A 19,223-nucleotide genomic window follows, 5' to 3' on the forward strand; every position below is an offset into this window, starting at 1 on the left:
CGATTGGTTTTGCTAAAGGTAATTTTTTATGAAAAGCATCATTATAAAAATTAAACCATATAAGTGATATAAGTTCATTTTAGTAAAGACGAATAGAAAACGTCTAATTTTTAGATAATAATATTTAAATGAACTTATATAACTTATATGGTTAAAAAACAAAAATTATGTCAAAGCTTAAAATAAACATCATCCTTTTCGGAATTGGAAATATCGGAAGCACTTTGATCAATCAAATAATTGAAAGTCAGGAATTTTTTCTGGAAAGTAAGAATGTCGATTTTCATTTTCCGATTATAACCAATTCGACGGTTGCTTTTTTTGAAAAAGAAGGTGTCGGTTATGCTTGGGAAACCAATTTTTTACAATTGGCTGTTCCATTTAAAGTGGAAGATATTATAGAATTTGCCAAAGAAAACGAATTTGAGAATTTGATTGCTGTCGATGCTACTGCAAGTGACGAACTGGTAAAGCATTACAATACGCTTATCGAAAACGGATTCAATATTGTGGCAGTAAATAAAAAAGCAAATACACTTCCGATTGACTTGTATAAAGAATTGCGAGTGAACCTAAAGAAACATGACAAAGAGTTTTTGTATGAAACGTCGGTTGATACAGGAATTCCAGTTTTACAAACTTTAAGAGATTTGTATTATTCGGGAGAAAAAATAACAAAAATTAGAGGAGTATTCTCGGATAATCTTAGTTATGTTTTTAATCGATTTTCGGCAGAAGAGGTTACATTTTCTTCTGTTTTAAAAGATGCGAGTCTTTTAGGTTTGATGAAATCTACTTTCAAAGAAGATTTGTCGGGTAATGATACCGCGAGAAAACTTTTGATATTAGCCAGAGAAATAGGAAAAGATTTTGAGCTATCAGATATTAAAATCAGACCTTTTATTACAGAACAACATTTAGAAAAAAATGGCGTACTGAATAAAGATGCGGTTGATAAAGCATTCAAAATTGCAAAAATCACGCAATCAGAAAATCATGTTTTGAGATATGTTGGCGAATTTGATGTAGAAAAAGGCAGTTTAGAAGTCAAATTGATTTCGGAACCGACACATTCAGCAATCGGACAATTGAAAGGCTCGGATACTATTTTCGAAATTTTCACAAAATCCTATGCCAATGTTCCCATCGTAATTCAAAGCGCATCGCCATGCAAGCAAGCAATTTCGAGAGGAATTATAACCGATATTTTAAAAATTGCTGAAAGAATAAGAAATAAAGAGGCTGTCTGGCTTTAAATTTCTTAGAAAAAGAAAAAAGAAAGTTTAAAGTTCTTTGATAAACTGATTTGTCAAGTGGAGTTAGAAATTAATAAAAGCTTATTTTTGTAGGTTTTTTACTTGTGTTATTCTGTTTTTATCTTTGTAAGACATTTTTTAACGTTAAAAAGACGTTTTTTTAACGATTTTTGTAATTAAATTCTTGATTTTCATTTGTGTAATTAGAAAAATAGTTGCATATTTGTGATACCCAAAAACTACTAGAAATCAAATGAACTTAAAAGTCAACAAAATGTTTTGTGCCATTTCGGTTATAACCGAGGCTGGGTTGTCTATTGCTTAAAAATTGTAAGAAAACAATATATAGTAAAAGCCTCCCAAAAAAATATTGGGAGGCTTTTTAATTTTACACAAATGAATAATTTAAAAATACAATATAAATCACAGATGAATAAATCCTTACAGATGGACACTAAGATGTTTGCTGTCGCGCTTATTTGCGTACTGGTCTGTTGATACTAAAAAGTATAAATGAGTTTAATAACTTAAACCCTTTTGGTATCTAAAAATCCAAAAGGGTTTTTTTATTCTTTCAAGGGAATTAACAAAAAAATAAAAGAGAAATAAAGATTATAAAACAACTGAACTAAAACTTAATATCATGAGCACATTGAACTACTTAGCAGAAAAAATTTCAAAATTGAAAAACAGAAGGACAAAAAATAACAATCCGCCACCGCCTACGAATGAATTGGCTCACCCAAGATTCGGAATAACAGAGGCTGATAAAAATGCAGAGAAAAAAGCACCGAATTCTTTAATGTTTTTAATGTATTCAAAAGAGAATGAAACGCTTTTCATCTAAATTGAAAAGTGACATAAACTAGGGTAACACCTGCTTAATTTTACTGGGCATTCCTGTTCGGTAATTTTTTGCGTATAATAGTTTTTGCTGAGAGTTGTTCAAGAAATTTAACAAACTGTTTTATAATAAATTTGTTTGTTAAAGAAATTAGTAGTTAATTTGCACCGTTAAGTTCAAAAAAGTATTGAAATGTTATAAAGAAAGGACGAGGGATTAGACCCGATGAATCCTTAGCAACCCTTCGTTAATTCGAAGAAGGTGCTGCATTCTACCACGCCCAACGTGGAAAGATAACAACGAGATTTTTCTAGTTTAAACTAGTTTTTTCTTTCTAATATTTCCACATACAAATCAGATAATACAACAGATTTGAAATTGGAAAATATACCAAACCCTATTAGCATACAAAATTTCACCACAGAAAATGGTGCGTTTTATCATACATTGCCTTTAAGTTTTACTATCGCTGGCCAGTCCTTGCATAGTGCGCCTATCGTTTTGGTAAATCATGCCTTAACAGGAAACTCTCAAGTTACGGGAGAAAATGGCTGGTGGAATGATTTAATTGGAGAAGGTAAAACCATTGACACTTCTGTTTACACCATTTTAGCTTTTGATATTCCAGGAAATGGAAGCAATTCTTTTTTAGTTGAAAATTATCTTGATTTTACGGCTAGAGATGTTGCTCGAATTTTTATTGAAGGAATAAAAGCGTTACAAATCGAAAAGCTTTTTGCCATTATCGGAGGTTCTGTTGGCGGTGGAATCGCTTGGGAAATCTTGGCTTTAGAACCAAACATCACCGAAAATCTTATTCCGATTGCGAGCGATTGGAAATCTACAGACTGGCTTATTGCCAATTGTTTCCTGCAAGAACAAATCTTAAACAATTCTTCAAAACCAATTGAAGATGCAAGAATACACGCTATGTTGTGTTACCGTTCCCCAGAATCTTTCAAAGAAAAATTTCAGCGTACCATTAATCAAGATTTATTAATTTTTAATATCGAAAGCTGGTTAGCGCATCATGGAAAAAAATTGCAGCAAAGATTCCAATTGTCTTCTTATAAATTAATGAATCAGTTGCTTAAAACAATTGATATTACTAGAAATAGTGAAAGTTTCGAGAATTTATTGTCTAAAACTAACGCTTCAATTCATATCGTCGGAATCAATTCAGATTTGTTTTTTACAGCAAAAGAAAACGTAGAAACTTACGAAGAATTAAAGAAGTTTAAAGACAATGTTTTCTACAGCGAAATTGTTTCGGTTCACGGACATGACGCTTTTTTAATCGAGTACAAACAATTAGATCATTTACTTGCCGACATTTTTAAGGCAGAAACAATAAAGAAATAAAATGAAAGTATTAAAATTTGGAGGTAAATCATTAGCAAACGGAGAAGGACTTAACAAAGTTGTTTCTATCATTTCTGATAAAGTAAGTCAAGGTGAAAAAATTGCCGTTGTAGTTTCTGCACGCGGAAACGCTACAGACGAATTGGAATTTATCTTAAGCATTGCTGCAAAAAATGGCAGTTATAAAGAATTATTAGAGAATTTTAAAAAATATCAAATCTCAGATTATCCGCAGGTAGATTTGTCTGAAGAATTTAATGTTTTAGACAAACTTTTTGAAGGTGTAAGCTTAATTGGAGATTACAGCAAAAAAATCAAAGATCAGATTTTATCAAAAGGAGAATTGCTTTCTGCTAAATTATTGACGGCTATTTTATTAGAAAAAGGAATTCCAGCCAACTTTGTAGATACAAGAGAATTGCTAAAAACCGATTCTAAATTTGGAGATGCACAGCCTTTAGAACAGCTTTCAAAGAAAAATGTAGTCAATTATTTCAAAACACATAATGGCGAAACGGTTAATATAGTTACAGGTTTCATTGGTTCAAACAACAACAACGACACAACTACTTTAGGTAGAAATGGAAGTAACTATACCGCTTCGTTAATCGCTAATTATTTAAATGCCGAAGAATTACAAAACTTCACGCACGTTGACGGAATTTATACCGCAAACCCAGATTTAGTGGCTGATGCTAAAAAAATTGAATATTTATCGTTTAATGAAGCAAACGAACTGGCTAATTTTGGAGCAACGATTTTGCATGCCAAAACGATTATCCCTTTATTAGAAAAAAATATTCCGCTACGTATTTTAAATACTTTCAATCATGAAAATCGTGGAACATTAATTACTTCAGATTCTACGAAAGAAGGGATAAAAACGCTTTCTGTATTAGAAAATGTTTCTCTTGTAAATCTTGAAGGACGCGGATTGCTTGGAAAAGCTGGAGTTGATGCTCGTATTTTTAAAGTAATGGGCGATCATAATATCAGTGTAAGTATCATTTCTCAAGGTTCTTCAGAAAGAGGAATCGGACTTGTGGTGGCTACAGATAAAGCAACAACAGCGGTCGTGGAATTAGAAAAAGAATTTGAAAATGACTTTTATTCTAAAGATGTAAATCAAATTACGGTTACAGATAATGTATCGGTAATTTCGATTATCGGGCAGGATTTGAGTACGTTCCACAAACCTTACACGGCTTTAATCAGAAATAAAATTGTTCCGATTTTGTTCAACAACACCGTTACAGGTAAAAACGTGAGTTTGGTTGTTAAGAAATCAGAACTGAATAAAGCGTTAAATGTAATTCACGGTGAGATTTTTGGAGTTTCTAAAAAGATCAACATCGCGATTATCGGTCACGGTTTGGTAGGCGGAACTTTAATCAATCAAATCTTAGAATCGGCTTCAGCTATTGAAAAACGTAAAGGAATTAAGCTGAATGTTTTCGCTATTGCGAATTCTAAAAAAGTGCTTTTAAACAAATATGGTGTTGCTGATAACTGGAAAAACGAAATTGATACAAAAGGAGAAGCGTACACTATAAATGATATTATTGCTTACGCGAATGAAAATCATTTAGAAAACTTAATTGCAGTAGATAATACGGCAAGTGCAAGTTTTGTAGAGAATTATATTCCGCTTGTAGAAAACAGTTTCGATTTGATTTCTTCGAATAAAGTGGCCAATACATTAAGTTATGGTTTTTATAAAGAATTGAGAAGTGCTTTAGAAGAAAATCAGAAGAATTATTTGTACGAAACCAATGTTGGTGCAGGATTGCCGTTGATTGATACAATTAAATTATTACACCTTTCTGGTGAAAATATCACTAAAATTAAAGGAGTTTTCTCTGGAACATTGAGTTATTTATTTAATAATTTCTCTGCTAAAGATGCACCGTTTAGTGAAATTCTTCAAGAAGCAATCGATAATGGATACACAGAACCAGATCCGCGTGAGGATTTAGGCGGAAATGACGTTGGAAGAAAATTATTGATTCTAGCGAGAGAATTAGATTTACAAAATGAATTTGAAGAAATTTCAATTCAGAATTTAATTCCAGAACACTTACGTGAAGGAAGCGCTGCCGATTTCTTAACGAAATTAAAAGAATTTGACCCAATTTATGCTAAAATAAAAGCAGAACAACAGCCCAATCACGTTTTGAGATATATTGGTGAATTGTCAGGAGATTTACAAAATGACAAAGGAAATTTAGAAGTAAAATTAGTTTCAGTTCCTTCAGACACTGCTCTAGGTGGATTAAAAGGTTCTGATTCTTTCTTCGAAATTTACACAGAATCTTACGGAGATCGTCCAATTGTTATTCAGGGAGCTGGTGCAGGTTCTGCAGTAACAGCAAGAGGAGTTTTTGGAGATATTTTGAGATTGTCTGACAAGGGATAATTAATTTTAGATTTTAGAATGTAGATTTTAGATTGAGCTTAGTTTGGCATTTCGACGTAAGTAGAAATCACACACGAAACTCCATAAAGCAAAGCTTTGATCTTTGTCAACAAACTAGTGTGATTTCTCCTTACGTCGAAATGACAAGATTGTGGAAATTACACTAATAAAACAAAAACAAAAAAAACAACAACACAATGAAAGTAACTTTAAACAGAGTAAACGACGCATTTCATTTTAAAGTAAAAAATGAACGCGGACACGTAGTTGACGTTGACAGCAGAGCCGAATTTGGCGGAAGCGATTTAGGTGCAAGTCCAATGGAATTGGTATTAATGGGTGTTGCAGGATGCAGTGCTATTGATATGATTTCGATCTTAAAAAAACAACGTCAGGAAATCACTTCTTTTGATGCTGAGGTTGAAGGACTTCGTGTTCAGGTTGGTGAGGCAAAACCTTTTAAAGAAATTGATGTGGTTTTTTATTTAGAAGGAGAAATCAATCCAGAAAAAGCAAAAAAAGCGGCGCAACTTTCTTTCGAGAAATATTGTTCAGTTGCCAAAACGGTAGAGCCAACAGCAACAATTAAATACAAAGTGGTTTTAAACAACGAAGCTTTATAAAATTAGATAATTAGTCAATTAGATAATTTGAAAATGTTCAGATTGAGCATAAATAATTGACTTGTTTTAGTTTAGACTTCAGTTTTTAAAACTTGAAACTTGAAACTTGAAACCTCAAACTTGAAACAAAAAACAATAAACAACAACACAATGAATACAGAAGAATTTGGTTTTGAAACACAAGCCATTAGAACACATTTAGAAAAAACACAGTTTCAGGAACATTCAACACCTTTGTACTTATCTTCAAGTTTTATATTTGAAGACGCAGAGGATATGAGAGCTTCTTTTACAGAAGAAAAAGTTCGTAATATTTATTCTCGTTTCAGCAATCCAAATACAACGGAATTTGTTGACAAAGTTTGCGCAATGGAAGGTGCAGAAGCGGGTTATGCTTTCGCAACAGGAATGGCTGCAATCTATTCTACGTTTGCTGCATTATTAGAATCAGGTGATCACATTGTTTCGGCAGGAAGTGTTTTTGGATCAACTCACGCGTTATTCATGACTTATTTTCCAAAATGGAAAATCGAAACTTCTTATTTTGATATTAATAAGCCAGAAACAATTGAAAGTTTTATTCAGCCAAATACTAAAATTCTTTATGCTGAAACGCCAACAAATCCAGGTGTAGATGTAATCGATTTGGAATTACTAGGAGCGATTGCAAAAAAACACAATTTGATTTTAATAATTGACAACTGCTTTGCTACCCCATATATTCAACAGCCTATTAAATACGGAGCTCATATTGTAGTACATTCAGCAACAAAATTAATGGATGGACAAGGCCGTGTTTTAGGAGGAGTTGCAGTTGGAGAAGCAGAGTTGATTCGCAAAATTTATTTGTTTTCAAGAAATACAGGGCCAGCACTTTCACCGTTTAACGCATGGGTTTTGTCAAAAAGTTTAGAAACTTTGGCTGTTCGCGTAGACAAGCATTGCGAAAATGCTTTAAAAGTGGCAGAATTTTTAGAGAGCCACCCAAATGTACAAAGTGTGAAATATCCATTCTTGAAATCACATCCAAAATATGAAATTGCCAAAAAACAAATGCGTTTAGGTGGTAATATTATTGCTATCGAGATTAAAGGTGGTCTTGAGGCTGGAAGAAAATTTTTGGATAAAATTAAATTATGCTCTCTTTCGGCAAATATTGGCGATGTAAAAACGATTGTAACACACCCAGCTTCTACAACACACAGCAAATTATCTGAAGAAGATCAATTAGCGGTTGGAATCACACAAGGGTTAGTACGTGTTTCTGTTGGTTTAGAAACGGTAGAAGATGTAATTTCAGATTTAAAACAAGCATTAGGTTAATTATATATTTCAATTTTCAAATACTTTAAAGACGATTTTGACGGTAATTCATTTGCTGTTTAAAATCGTCTTTTTTTTAGTCTTCATTCTTATAAAAAGCCTATTTTTGCTTGAATCGAAAAGAATTAACCAAGTAATTTGATGGATTTAGTAGAATTTAACTTTATTCTTTTGTGATAGTTCAAACAAAAAGCATACTTTTGTTGTTTAATAATTTGTAAAGGTTTGAATCGAAAGAATCTAAACGCTACAATCTAAAATTTACATTAGTGCTTTCAAAGAAAACAAAATACGGAATTAAAGCTTTAACCTATTTAGCCAGAAGAGAAAATAACGAACCGGTTCAAATAGCTGAAATTGCAAAAAGTGAACATATTTCGATAAAATTTTTAGAAAGCATTTTACTGCTGTTAAGAAATTCAGGATTTCTTGGGGCAAAAAAAGGAAAAGGTGGCGGTTATTACCTAATCAAAGATCCGAAAGAAATCAGCATGGCTAAAGTCTATCGTATTTTAGAAGGGCCAATCGCGTTATTGCCTTGTGCAAGTCACAATTTCTACGAAAGATGTGATGATTGTGACGACGAAGCGAGCTGTGCGGCGCGCAGACTAATGACAGAAGTTAGAGATAATACACTTAAAATATTAGAAAGCAATTCTTTAGCAGATATAGCATTTTAATTTTTCACCATATAAGTTCATTTAATTTATCATCGTTTAAATTTAGACGCACTGCTGTGTGCCTCTACTAAAATGAACTTATATTACTTATATGGTGAAAAATATGCTTCTTAAAAAATCAATTTATATCCAGCAAGGAAAAGCATTACAGCAATTGCATTTCTAAGAAATTGATCTGGTACTTTTCCGCTTAGCATACTTCCCATATATATGCCAGGAAGCGATCCCATTAATAATTGTCCTAATAAGCCTAAATCCAAATTACCCATTGAAGCATGTCCAATTCCAGCAACTAAAGTTAAAGGAACAGCATGAGCAATTTCAGTTCCAACCAAGCGGGGAGTTGGCAATAATGGATAAAGGAAAAATAAAGTTACAGTTCCTAATGCTCCAGCGCCAATAGAAGTTAAAGTTACAGTTGCACCAAGTAATATTCCAATAGCAATAGTCAGCATATTTTGAGTTGTGCTTTCGCTATGGAATTTATCTCCAGCGTGTTTCTGAGAATATTTTAAAATTTTGTTTTTGAATATAATAGCGATTGAGGTAAACAATAAAGCCCACCCTAAACTATATTTAATAACACGATTTATGGTTTCAATATCAGTTTTAATACTGTGTAAGATCCATAAAGTTATCAAAGAGGCAGGCACACTGCCAAGAGTAAGCCAACCCGTAATTTTCCAGTTGATGTTTCCTTTTTTATTGTGTACAAATACGCCTCCAGCTTTGGTAAAGGCTGCGTAAAGTAAATCGGTTCCTACTGCGGTTGTTGGAGAAATGCCAAAATACAATAAAATAGGAGTCATTAAAGAACCGCCTCCAACACCTGTTAATCCTACAATAAAACCAACTGCTAACCCCGCAATTACAAGACCAATCTGAAAATCCATAAAAAAAGTTTGGCGCTAAAATAATAACAATTTTATAATTATCCTATAGATTTGGTAGAGATTAAATGTGTATTTTTACAAATCACAAAATTAAAGTACGCTGTTAAACTCTGATGAAGACGCGTATAATTTGTTAAATAAATTATTAATCTTTTATTAAAATTCTTTTATCATGTTTTTAGAGCAATAGCTTTTACAAAAAAGTAAATATATTGTTTTGATATTTCAAAATATATAGTACTTTTGCAAAGTAATCTACTAAGCCGATAGGGTAATGGATTTTTTTAAGAAAAAAACACATTCTTAAATTATGGAAAATGAACTTAAATTAAACAATATAGAGATAAAGTCAAATACTTTATCAAAGGAAAATTTATGGGTTGTGATACCTGTTGTTTTGTTAGTAGGTCTTTTATCTGTATTAATATATAATCATCACGCTGAATTTTCCTGGGACGGATTTGTAGCAGGATTCAATCAGGAATTTTTAGTGTTTTTTGCTATTGGAGTTTTTGCTCAACTAGTTGATGGAACATTAGGAATGGGTTACGGAGCAACTTCAACTTCATTTTTGTTGGCTTATGGAGTGCCGCCAGTTGTGAGTAGTACAGCGGTTCACGTTTCAGAAATGTTTACAACTGGAGCGTCTGCACTTTCGCATCACCGTTTCGGAAATATCAATAAAAAATTGGTCAAACATTTATTGATTCCTGGGGTTTTAGGTTCAATAACAGGAGCTTATTTATTGTCTGATGTAATTAATGGCGATATAATCAAACCCTTTATTGCGGTTTATATGATTATTCTGGCGATAGTTATTATCAAGAAAGCATTGAAAAAAAGCATCGTAAAAAAGAAAACCAAAAAATTAAGTGCTTTAGCAGTTTTTGGCGGATTTATGGATTCTGTTGGAGGTGGAGGCTGGGGACCGATTGTAACTTCAACTTTATTAGGAAGAGGAAGAAATCCGAGATATACAATCGGATCTGTAAATGCAGCTGAGTTTGCGATTTCATTTGCAAGTGGTATAACCTTCATGCTTTTCGGAGGAATCATTGGCTGGCAAGTTATTATAGGATTGATTTTAGGAGGAGTTATTTCAGCGCCATTAGCAGCATATTTGGTAAACAAAATCAAAAGAAAACCAATGATGGTTGCGGTTGGAGTGCTAATTATATTATTGAGTTTAAAAACATTATCTAAATTATTGTAATTCTTTAGATACGGAGAAAGAGATTATGAGTGCGATTATTGTACAAGAATTATTAGAGAAAACTGCAGCTTTTTCGCTTGACGAAACCTTAGTTTATTTAACAAAAGAATTTCCGGGAAAAGTTATTTTTTCAACTTCTTTCGGTCAAGAAGATCAGGTAATTACGGATTTTATTGCGAAGAGCAATACGGATATTACCGTTTTTACTTTAGATACCGGAAGATTATTTCAGGAAACTTACGATGTTTTTCATAAAACATTAAAAAAATACAAAAGACCAATCGAAGTTTTTTTTCCAGAAGCTGCTTCGGTGGAAAATCTTCTGAAAACAAAAGGCCCAAACAGTTTTTACGATTCGGTTGAAAACAGAAAAGAATGTTGTTTTATTCGAAAAGTGGTTCCGTTACGAAAAGCTTTGGCAGGAAACTCAGTTTGGATTACAGGTTTAAGAGCAGAACAATCAGAAAACAGACAGGATTTACATCTGTTTGAATATGATGGAAACTTCGAAATCATAAAATTCAATCCGTTATTAAAATGGACTTTAGAAGAAGTTGAAACGTATCTATCTGAAAACAATGTTCCTCAAAATGCATTGCACAAACAAGGTTTCGTAAGTATTGGATGCGCACCTTGTACAAGAGCCATTTTTCCAGGCGAAGATATCAGAGCCGGAAGATGGTGGTGGGAATCAAGCCATAAAGAGTGCGGGCTTCACAGTGCCAAAAAAGAATAAAGAAGCAAGAGGCAAGAAAATAGAATAAAGAATATAGATTTAAAGTTCCGAAGGAACGATTCATATTGTAGCGCCGTCCCGAGGCTTCGGGATTAATCCGGGGAGATGTGGATAAAAAAAATAGATTTTTATCCGTTGAAGAGAGAATAAAGAGAATAGAATGAAAAGTTGAAATTTTTAGATGAGGTAACAGACCTGAAATCTAAAACTTGAAACTAAAAAATATCAAACAAAAAAACAATGAGTTCAGTATTAAAAACAAACGCTTTAGAGAGTGAAGCGATATACATTTTCAGAGAAGTAATTTCACAGTTTGACAAACCGGTTTTACTTTTCTCAGGAGGAAAAGATTCTATCACATTAGTGCGCTTAGCGCAAAAAGCATTTTTTCCTGCTAAGATTCCGTTTCCTCTATTGCACGTTGATACGGGACACAATTTCCCTGAAACCATTGCTTTCAGAGATAAATTGGTAGAAGAATTAGGTTTAGAGTTGATCGTTCGTAATGTTCAGGATGCTATTGATGAAGGAAAAGTGGTTGAAGAAACTGGTAAATACTCAAGTAGAAACAGCTTGCAAACGACAACACTTTTGGATGCAATTGAAGAATTTAAGTTTGATGCTTGTATTGGAGGCGCACGTCGTGATGAAGAAAAAGCAAGAGCTAAAGAACGTATTTTCTCTGTTCGTGATGATTTCGGACAATGGGACGAAAAAAATCAAAGACCTGAGTTGTTTGATATTTTGAATGGAAAAATTGAAAATGGACAAAACGTTCGTGTTTTCCCAATTTCAAACTGGACAGAATTAGATGTTTGGAGTTATATCGAAAAAGAACACATCGAGATTCCATCAATCTATTTTTCACATAAAAGAAAAGTTTTTTTGAGAGACGGTTTAATCTGGTCACATTCTCCTTTTGTGTACCAAGAAGAAGACGAACAAATCGAAGAACGAATTGTTCGCTTCAGAACCGTTGGAGATATGAGTTGTACAGCAGCAGTTGAATCTTACGCAGCAACAATTGAAGAAGTTGTAGGCGAAATTAGAGAATCAACTATTTCTGAAAGAGGAGCCAGAATCGATGATAAACGTTCTGAAGCTGCAATGGAAAAGAGAAAACAACAAGGATACTTTTAATTCAATTAAAAATTTAGAATTAAAAATTAAAAGTTAGAATCAAGAAAACAAAAACATACAGATTTATAAGTTTCGAGAGAACATGAAACTTGAAACTTTAAACCTGAAACAATATATAAGATGGACGTTTTAAAAATAGCAACAGCAGGAAGTGTAGATGACGGAAAAAGTACTTTGATCGGAAGATTATTGTACGATACAAAATCATTGACGACTGACAAAATAGAAGCAATCGAAAAAAGCAGTAAACAAAAAGGATATGATTATCTTGATTTTTCTCTGGCAACTGATGGTTTAGTAGCAGAAAGAGAACAAGGAATCACGATTGATGTTGCACACATTTATTTTTCGACTGCAAAGAAAAGTTACATTATTGCCGATACTCCGGGTCACGTAGAATATACAAGAAACATGGTTACAGGAGCTTCGACTTCTCAGGTTTCTATTATTTTAATTGATGCCAGAAAAGGCGTAATCGAGCAAACGTACCGTCACTTTTTTATCAATAATTTATTGCGAGTAAAAGAAGTAATTGTTGCGATTAATAAAATGGATTTAGTTGATTATTCTGAAGAAGTTTTCAATAAAATCAAAGCTGATTTTCAGGCATTAAATGCAAAAAGTACTTTCAAGGAACAAAACGTAAGTTATATTCCGTTAAGTGCAATCAACGGCGGAAATGTTGTTGACAAATCTGAAAATATGCCTTGGTATGATGGACAAACGGTTTTAGAACATTTAGAAGGATTACATGCTTCTGATGTTTTTGAAGCAGGAAAAGCACGTTTCCCAGTTCAAACCGTAATTCGTCCAAAAACAGAAGAATACCACGATTTTAGAGGTTATGCTGGAAAATTATACGGAAACTCAATCAAAGTTGGAGATGCTGTAACGGTTCTTCCTTCTTTAACAGAATCAAAAGTATCAAAAATTCACTTTTTCGATAAAACATTTGACGAAGCCGTTGCAGGTTCGTCAATCACAATCGAATTAGAAAATGATATCAATGTAACGAGAGGTGATATGATTGTAAAATCATCAGAACTTCCAAAAATTGAAAAAGAAATCACAACAACAGTTTGTTGGATGGACAGCAAGAAATTGGTTGCAGGAACAAAATACATTGTACAGCACAATACAAATTCAGTTTTAGCAAAAGTAGAAAGTATCAAAAATACCATCTCAACAGACTATTCTGGAACAAAAGAAGCTTCACAATTAGCAATCAACGAAATCGGAGAAGTAAGCATCAAATTAAGCAAGCCTTTATATTTTGACGCTTACAACGAAAACAAATCAAACGGAGCTTTTATCTTAATTGATACAGCAACAAACACAACAGCAGGAGTAGGATTCATCAGATAGTTGATGGTTTTTAGTTGATAGTTGATGGTTTTTTAGAGCCAACAACCAACAACAAGCAACCGACAACCAAAAACTCAAAAGAGAAATGGAAAGTTTTAGAACAGAAATAGAAAATCCGGTAGTTCAGAAGGAGATTATCGAATTAGAAAAAAAGATTCATTTATTCCGTGGAGGAAAAATTGATGATGAGCGTTTTCGTAGTCTTCGTTTAGCGCGTGGAATCTACGGGCAGCGTCAGGAAGGTGTTCAAATGATTCGTATCAAATTGCCTTATGGTAAAGTTACCAGCGAGCAATTAGTGCGTATCACACAAGTTTCTGATGAATATTCTACGGGGCGTTTGCACATTACGACACGTCAGGATATCCAGATTCACTATGTGAGCTTAGACAGAACACCAGAACTTTGGGCAGATTTGGCTAAAGACGATATCACGCTTCGTGAAGCTTGTGGAAACACAGTAAGAAATATAACAGGAAGCGAGTTGGCTGGAGTTGACGTAAACGAACCATTTGATGTTTCGCCTTATGCACACGGACTTTTTCAATATTTGTTAAGAAACCCAATCTGTCAGGAAATGGGACGTAAATTCAAAATTTCGTTCTCGTCTTCAGATGAAGATACGGCGTTAAGTTATTTACACGATTTAGGATTTATTCCGAAAATTAAAGACGGACAAAAAGGTTTCAAAATCATGTTTGGTGGAGGTTTAGGATCTCAACCAGCACATGCGGAATTACTTTCAGAATTCGTTCCGGTAAATGAAATCATTCCAACAGCAGAAGGAATCATCCGTATTTTCGATAGATACGGAGAACGTGCAAAAAGAATGAAAGCACGTATGAAATTCTTAATCAAAGAAATGGGGAAAGATGCTTTCCTTGATTTGGTTGAAAAAGAGAAAAAAGCCATCGCTTTTGAAACATACGAAATTGATACAACTGCTTTTGACGGACCAATTCCAGAACCATTATTAGAAGTTCCGCAAGTTACAATCGAAGATACTGCAGCTTATGAAGCTTGGAAAAAATCGAATGTAATCAAACAGAAACAAGACGGTTATTATGCTATCGGGATCAAAGTTTTATTAGGTGATTTTTATACTGATAAAGCTCGATTATTAGCCGATTTAATTAAAAATTACGGAGCAAATGAATTACGTTTTTCATTGCGTCAAAATATTGTAATACGTCACATAAAAGAAGAGAATTTACCTTTCTTTTATCAAGAATTAGCGAAGTTGGATTTTGTTCAATTAGGATATAATTCAGTTGGAGATATTACGGCATGTCCAGGTACAGATACTTGTAATTTAGGAATTGCAAGCAGTACAGGTATTGCAGAAGAATTAGAAAGAGTTTTAACGGCAGAATATCCTCAGTATTTAAACAACCGCGAAATCGAAATTAAAATTTCAGGTTGTATGAATGCCTGCGGACAGCACAATATGTCTGCAATTGGATTTCAAGGTATGTCTATCAACTCAGGAAAACTAGTTGCTCCAGCATTGCAGGTTTTATTAGGTGGAGGAAGATTAGGAAACGGAGCGGGACGTTTTGCTGATAAAGTAATTAAAATTCCAAGCCGTAGAGGACCAGATGCTTTGCGTACCATCTTAAATGATTTTGATGCGAATGCAAACGGAGAAAAATTCCTAAACTATTACGATCTGAAAGGAGAAAAATATTTCTACGAAATCTTAAAACCTTTCGCAGATGTAACCAATTTAACAGAAGCTGATTTTGTAGATTGGGGTAATGCTGACAATTATGTAAAAGCAGTTGGAGTTGGAGAATGCGCGGGAGTTGTGATTGATTTAGTAGCGACATTATTGTTTGAGGCAAAAGAAAAATTGTTTTTAGCTCAAGAATCTTTCGATGAGAAAAAATGGTCAGATGCTATTTACCATGCTTACGCAGGATTTGTAAATGGAGCAAAAGCATTGTTATTGTCAGAAAACCAAAAAACAAATCACCACGCAGGAATTGTAGATTTGTTTGATACTGTTTTTGTTGAAAATAATAAAATTGAATTAAACTCAACTTTTAAAGACTTGGTTTACCAAATCAATAAAAATGAACCATCAGAAGCTTTCGCTAAAGATTATATTGCTCAGGCAGTAGTTTTCTTTGATAAAATCGAAACTTTCAGAGCTCAGGAATTAGAAAATGCTTAATATAAAACCCAAAATAACTTTAGTCGGTGCAGGTCCGGGCGATCCTGATTTACTTACGCTGAAAGCTGTAAAGGCATTGGCTGAAGCTAATGTGGTTTTGTACGACGCTTTGGCCAATGAAGAAATTCTAGATTATGCGCCTAAAAATGCTATTCGAATTTTTGTTGGAAAGAGAATCGGAAATCATGCTTACACGCAAGATCAAATCAATCAATTGATTGTGGATAATGCTTTAACTTACGGACACGTAGTTCGATTAAAAGGTGGAGATCCGTTTATTTTTGGAAGAGGAAGCGAAGAAGTGGAATTTGCAGAAAGTTTCGGAATTGAAACGATTGTAGTTCCTGGAATTTCATCAGTAGTTGCCGTTCCTGCAAGTCAGGGAATTTCGATTACAAAAAGAGGCGTTTCAGAAAGCTTTTGGGCGATTACTGGAACAACATCCGATAGAAAATTATCTTCAGATATAGCTTTGGCCGCGCAATCTTCTGCAACGGTTGTAATCTTGATGGGAATGCACAAATTGCCTCAAATAATCGATTTGTTTCAAAAGGAGGATAAAGGAAATTTACCCGTTGCCATCATTCAAAATGGAACAACAGCAGAAGAAAAAGTAGGAGTTGGAACAGTAGATTCAATTTTAGAAGTTGTAAAACAAAAAGAATTAGGTTCTCCAGCCATTATTGTTCTTGGAGAAGTTGTAAGAGAAAGCAATAAATTAAAAGGATTTTACGAAGAATTTCTATCGAAAGAAGTTTCAAGATAAAGTTCCAAAGGAACGATTCGTATTGTAGGGTCGGGTTTTAACCCGATGTACGTATAGGAATGACGTTGGATTTAACCGTTCCGAAGGAACGACTCATATTGTAGCGCTGGATTTTAATCCAAAGAATCAAAAGATTGGAAAACATAGCCCAAGGTTTCAACCCTGGGAACGCATAGTATATAAAATCGGATTTTAATCTGATGAATATTGTAACGTCAGAATTCATTAATTTCGACGAAACAAAAAATTAAAATGGAACAGAACGAATTATACCCAATATTTTTAAAACTTCACAATCTGAATGTTTTAATTGTGGGCGGAGGAAATGTTGGATTAGAAAAACTTTCTTTTTTGCTAAAGTCAAGTCCAAATGCAAATGTCGAGGTTGTGGCGCCGGATTTTCATTTGAATATTAAAGTTTTAGCCGAAAAACATCCTTCAGTTAAATTGACGGAAAAGAAGTTTAAAAAGAAAATGCTCAAAAAACGTCACATGGTAATTGCCTGTACAGACGATTTGAAAGTAAATAAAAAAGTATACGATTTAGCAAGAAAGCGTTATCTGATTTGCAATATAGCAGATACACCAGATTTATGTGATTATTATTTAGGCGGAATCGTAACAAAAGGAAATGTAAAAATTGCCATTTCAACCAACGGAAAATCACCAACAACAGCCAAAAGGCTTCGGGAGTTTTTTGAAGAAGTAATTCCTGAGGATATCAACCAAATGGTTGAGAATCTTAACGAATATCGAAAAACCTTAAAAGGCAATTTTGAAGAAAAGGTTAAACGAATGAATGAGATAACCGATTCATTGAAAAATAAAGAGTAAAAAAGTTTCGTAAAAGAAATAAATGACAAAAATCATTGAAAGTACAAGGATTTATTTGTTTCTTTGCGTTATTAAGAATGATTATAAACAACACCATAATGATTAAAACAGATATACTTATAATTGGAGCAGGACCAACAGGTTTATTTGCCGTATTCGAGGCAGGATTATTAAAATTGAAATGCCACATCTTAGATGCTTTACCACAGCCAGGCGGACAGCTTTCAGAATTATATCCAAAAAAGCCAATTTATGATATTCCTGGATTTCCAGAAGTTTTAGCCGGAGACCTTGTAGACGGACTAATGGAGCAAATTAAACAATTTGAGCCAGGTTTTACTTTAGGAGAGCGTGCAGAAACTATCGATAAACAAGAAGACGGAACATTCATTGTAACTTCAAATAAAGGAACTAAATTTCACGCGCCAGTTATTGCAATCGCTGGAGGTTTAGGAAGTTTTGAGCCTCGTAAACCACTTATAGAAGATATCGAGTTTTATGAAGATAAAGGAGTAAAATATTTCATCAAAAATCCTGAGAAATTCAGAGATAAAAGAGTTGTAATTGCAGGAGGAGGAGATTCAGCATTAGACTGGTCAATTTTTTTAGCAAACGTAGCTTCAGAAGTAACTTTAATTCACAGAAGAAACGAATTTAGAGGTGCTTTAGATTCTGTAGAAAAAGTACAGGAATTAAAATCAGCTGGAAAAATCAAATTAGTTACTCCAGCAGAGGTTATAGGAATCAACGGTGCTGAACACGTTGAATCATTAGATATCGAAGAAAACGGAGCACACCGTAAAATCGAATGTGACTATTTCATTCCACTTTTCGGATTAACACCAAAATTAGGTCCAATTGGAGATTGGGGACTAGAAATCGAGAAAAACGCGATTAAAGTAAACAATGCATTAGATTACCAAACTAACATTCCGGGAATCTTTGCTATTGGAGATATCAATACTTACCCAGGAAAATTAAAATTAATCCTTTGCGGTTTCCACGAAGCGACTTTAATGTGCCAAGCTGCATACGGAATCATCAATCCAGGTAAAAAATACGTATTGAAATATACAACAGTTTCAGGAGTAGACGGTTTCGACGGAACTCGTAAAGAAGCGCCAAAAGCGGTTGTGAAAGCGATTGTTTAAGTTGCTAAGATTCTTAGTTTCTAAGACACTAAGATTTTATATATGAAGCTCAAACTTTAAAAAAGTTTGAGCTTTTTTTTATAAAACATATTCAAACATAGCCAGTGGTTTCAACCACTGGAACACAACGTATAGACACAACGCACAATCAATTTACATGATAACAAAACAAAACGGATTATCACAATACGTTTCCCGTGGTTGAAACCACGGGCTATATTAGAAAAACAGGTTTAGCTTTTTTATTATCCCAGAGGGATGACATATTTATAGAAAAGAAATTATTCGTTTGGGCAAGAGCTCCAGCGGAGCGAAATATATTTCGCTCCGCTGGAGCTCTTGTGTTGTGCTTGTCTTTTTTCTATAAATATTATGCTCCTCTGGAGCTAAATCACGTAAAAGATAAAACCTTAGAATCTTAGCATCTTAGTCCCTCAGAACCTTA

Annotated in this window: 16 protein-coding genes and 1 riboswitch; of the genes, 15 read left to right on the top strand and 1 reads right to left on the bottom strand. The window is 33.7% G+C overall.

The window, feature by feature from the left end; all coding sequences use genetic code 11:
• Positions 1 to 167 precede the first annotated feature (167 nt).
• The 7 genes from LL966_RS15695 to LL966_RS15725 all read left to right on the top strand — a co-directional run bounded on the left by LL966_RS15695 (position 168) and on the right by LL966_RS15725 (position 8,504).
• Complete coding sequence (locus LL966_RS15695) at positions 168 to 1,256, top strand: homoserine dehydrogenase family protein (RefSeq protein WP_229354561.1); 1,089 nt, start codon at positions 168 to 170, stop codon at positions 1,254 to 1,256.
• A 643-nt stretch (positions 1,257 to 1,899) separates the two neighbouring features.
• Positions 1,900 to 2,103, top strand: coding sequence for a hypothetical protein (locus LL966_RS15700; RefSeq protein ID WP_229354562.1), 204 nt, complete (start codon positions 1,900 to 1,902; stop codon positions 2,101 to 2,103).
• A 189-nt stretch (positions 2,104 to 2,292) separates the two neighbouring features.
• A riboswitch (SAM riboswitch) is annotated at positions 2,293 to 2,400 on the top strand.
• 78 nt (positions 2,401 to 2,478) lie between these two features.
• Complete coding sequence (locus LL966_RS15705) at positions 2,479 to 3,462, top strand: alpha/beta fold hydrolase (RefSeq protein WP_229354563.1); 984 nt, start codon at positions 2,479 to 2,481, stop codon at positions 3,460 to 3,462.
• 1 nt (position 3,463) lies between these two features.
• Positions 3,464 to 5,878, top strand: coding sequence for a bifunctional aspartate kinase/homoserine dehydrogenase I (gene thrA / locus LL966_RS15710; RefSeq protein WP_229354564.1), 2,415 nt, complete (start codon positions 3,464 to 3,466; stop codon positions 5,876 to 5,878).
• 197 nt (positions 5,879 to 6,075) lie between these two features.
• Positions 6,076 to 6,501: an OsmC family protein gene (locus LL966_RS15715; RefSeq protein ID WP_229354565.1), complete on the top strand. Its 426-nt coding sequence runs from the start codon at positions 6,076 to 6,078 to the stop codon at positions 6,499 to 6,501.
• Positions 6,502 to 6,651: 150 nt separating this feature from the next.
• Positions 6,652 to 7,824: a trans-sulfuration enzyme family protein gene (locus LL966_RS15720; protein ID WP_229354566.1), complete on the top strand. Its 1,173-nt coding sequence runs from the start codon at positions 6,652 to 6,654 to the stop codon at positions 7,822 to 7,824.
• A gap of 269 nt (positions 7,825 to 8,093) precedes the next feature.
• Positions 8,094 to 8,504: an RrF2 family transcriptional regulator gene (locus LL966_RS15725; protein ID WP_229354567.1), complete on the top strand. Its 411-nt coding sequence runs from the start codon at positions 8,094 to 8,096 to the stop codon at positions 8,502 to 8,504.
• A gap of 110 nt (positions 8,505 to 8,614) precedes the next feature.
• Here LL966_RS15725 and LL966_RS15730 read toward each other — a convergent pair whose 3' ends face one another.
• Positions 8,615 to 9,397, bottom strand: a complete 783-nt coding sequence (locus LL966_RS15730) for a sulfite exporter TauE/SafE family protein (RefSeq protein WP_229354569.1) — start codon at positions 9,395 to 9,397, stop codon at positions 8,615 to 8,617.
• Between the two features lie 310 nt (positions 9,398 to 9,707).
• Here LL966_RS15730 and LL966_RS15735 point away from each other — a divergent pair, with 310 nt between their 5' ends.
• The 8 genes from LL966_RS15735 to LL966_RS15770 all read left to right on the top strand — a co-directional run bounded on the left by LL966_RS15735 (position 9,708) and on the right by LL966_RS15770 (position 18,778).
• On the top strand, positions 9,708 to 10,610 hold the full coding sequence (locus tag LL966_RS15735) for a sulfite exporter TauE/SafE family protein (protein ID WP_229354571.1): 903 nt from the start codon (positions 9,708 to 9,710) through the stop codon (positions 10,608 to 10,610).
• 25 nt (positions 10,611 to 10,635) lie between these two features.
• Positions 10,636 to 11,346 carry a phosphoadenylyl-sulfate reductase gene (locus tag LL966_RS15740; RefSeq protein ID WP_229354572.1) on the top strand — a complete coding sequence of 237 codons (711 nt, stop codon included), beginning with the start codon at positions 10,636 to 10,638 and terminating at the stop codon, positions 11,344 to 11,346.
• A 240-nt stretch (positions 11,347 to 11,586) separates the two neighbouring features.
• The gene (gene cysD, locus LL966_RS15745) at positions 11,587 to 12,486 is read left to right on the top strand and encodes a sulfate adenylyltransferase subunit CysD (RefSeq protein ID WP_035645595.1); all 900 of its coding nucleotides are present in this window, start codon (positions 11,587 to 11,589) and stop codon (positions 12,484 to 12,486) included.
• Between the two features lie 120 nt (positions 12,487 to 12,606).
• Positions 12,607 to 13,851 carry a sulfate adenylyltransferase subunit 1 gene (locus LL966_RS15750; RefSeq protein ID WP_229354573.1) on the top strand — a complete coding sequence of 415 codons (1,245 nt, stop codon included), beginning with the start codon at positions 12,607 to 12,609 and terminating at the stop codon, positions 13,849 to 13,851.
• An 85-nt stretch (positions 13,852 to 13,936) separates the two neighbouring features.
• Positions 13,937 to 16,027 carry a HEPN domain-containing protein gene (locus tag LL966_RS15755; protein ID WP_229354574.1) on the top strand — a complete coding sequence of 697 codons (2,091 nt, stop codon included), beginning with the start codon at positions 13,937 to 13,939 and terminating at the stop codon, positions 16,025 to 16,027.
• The gene (gene cobA / locus LL966_RS15760; protein ID WP_229354575.1) at positions 16,020 to 16,793 is read left to right on the top strand and encodes a uroporphyrinogen-III C-methyltransferase; all 774 of its coding nucleotides are present in this window, start codon (positions 16,020 to 16,022) and stop codon (positions 16,791 to 16,793) included. Before LL966_RS15755 ends, cobA begins: the two co-directional genes overlap by 8 nt.
• 252 nt (positions 16,794 to 17,045) lie before the next feature.
• Entirely contained in the window at positions 17,046 to 17,627 is a 582-nt protein-coding gene (locus tag LL966_RS15765) for a precorrin-2 dehydrogenase/sirohydrochlorin ferrochelatase family protein (protein ID WP_229354576.1), read from the top strand.
• Positions 17,628 to 17,725: 98 nt separating this feature from the next.
• Positions 17,726 to 18,778, top strand: a complete 1,053-nt coding sequence (locus tag LL966_RS15770) for an NAD(P)/FAD-dependent oxidoreductase (RefSeq protein ID WP_229354578.1) — start codon at positions 17,726 to 17,728, stop codon at positions 18,776 to 18,778.
• Positions 18,779 to 19,223: the final 445 nt, after the last annotated feature.

The organism is Flavobacterium chungbukense, assembly GCF_020805785.1.
In the GTDB taxonomy this organism is placed as follows: Bacteria; Bacteroidota; Bacteroidia; order Flavobacteriales; family Flavobacteriaceae; genus Flavobacterium; species Flavobacterium chungbukense.

What these genes read in the sequence shown, in the direction of transcription:
- LL966_RS15740 (WP_229354572.1), top strand. Translation starts at nt 10,636, where the DNA reads ATGAGTGCGATTATTGTACAAGAATTATTAGAGAAAACTGCAGCTTTT.
- LL966_RS15770 (WP_229354578.1), top strand. Translation starts at nt 17,726, where the DNA reads ATGATTAAAACAGATATACTTATAATTGGAGCAGGACCAACAGGTTTA.
- thrA (WP_229354564.1), top strand. Translation starts at nt 3,464, where the DNA reads ATGAAAGTATTAAAATTTGGAGGTAAATCATTAGCAAACGGAGAAGGA.
- LL966_RS15765 (WP_229354576.1), top strand. Translation starts at nt 17,046, where the DNA reads ATGGAACAGAACGAATTATACCCAATATTTTTAAAACTTCACAATCTG.
- LL966_RS15755 (WP_229354574.1), top strand. Translation starts at nt 13,937, where the DNA reads ATGGAAAGTTTTAGAACAGAAATAGAAAATCCGGTAGTTCAGAAGGAG.
- cobA (WP_229354575.1), top strand. Translation starts at nt 16,020, where the DNA reads ATGCTTAATATAAAACCCAAAATAACTTTAGTCGGTGCAGGTCCGGGC.
- LL966_RS15750 (WP_229354573.1), top strand. Translation starts at nt 12,607, where the DNA reads ATGGACGTTTTAAAAATAGCAACAGCAGGAAGTGTAGATGACGGAAAA.
- LL966_RS15730 (WP_229354569.1), bottom strand. Translation starts at nt 9,397, where the DNA reads ATGGATTTTCAGATTGGTCTTGTAATTGCGGGGTTAGCAGTTGGTTTT.
- LL966_RS15735 (WP_229354571.1), top strand. Translation starts at nt 9,708, where the DNA reads ATGGAAAATGAACTTAAATTAAACAATATAGAGATAAAGTCAAATACT.
- LL966_RS15695 (WP_229354561.1), top strand. Translation starts at nt 168, where the DNA reads ATGTCAAAGCTTAAAATAAACATCATCCTTTTCGGAATTGGAAATATC.
- LL966_RS15700 (WP_229354562.1), top strand. Translation starts at nt 1,900, where the DNA reads ATGAGCACATTGAACTACTTAGCAGAAAAAATTTCAAAATTGAAAAAC.
- LL966_RS15720 (WP_229354566.1), top strand. Translation starts at nt 6,652, where the DNA reads ATGAATACAGAAGAATTTGGTTTTGAAACACAAGCCATTAGAACACAT.
- cysD (WP_035645595.1), top strand. Translation starts at nt 11,587, where the DNA reads ATGAGTTCAGTATTAAAAACAAACGCTTTAGAGAGTGAAGCGATATAC.
- LL966_RS15715 (WP_229354565.1), top strand. Translation starts at nt 6,076, where the DNA reads ATGAAAGTAACTTTAAACAGAGTAAACGACGCATTTCATTTTAAAGTA.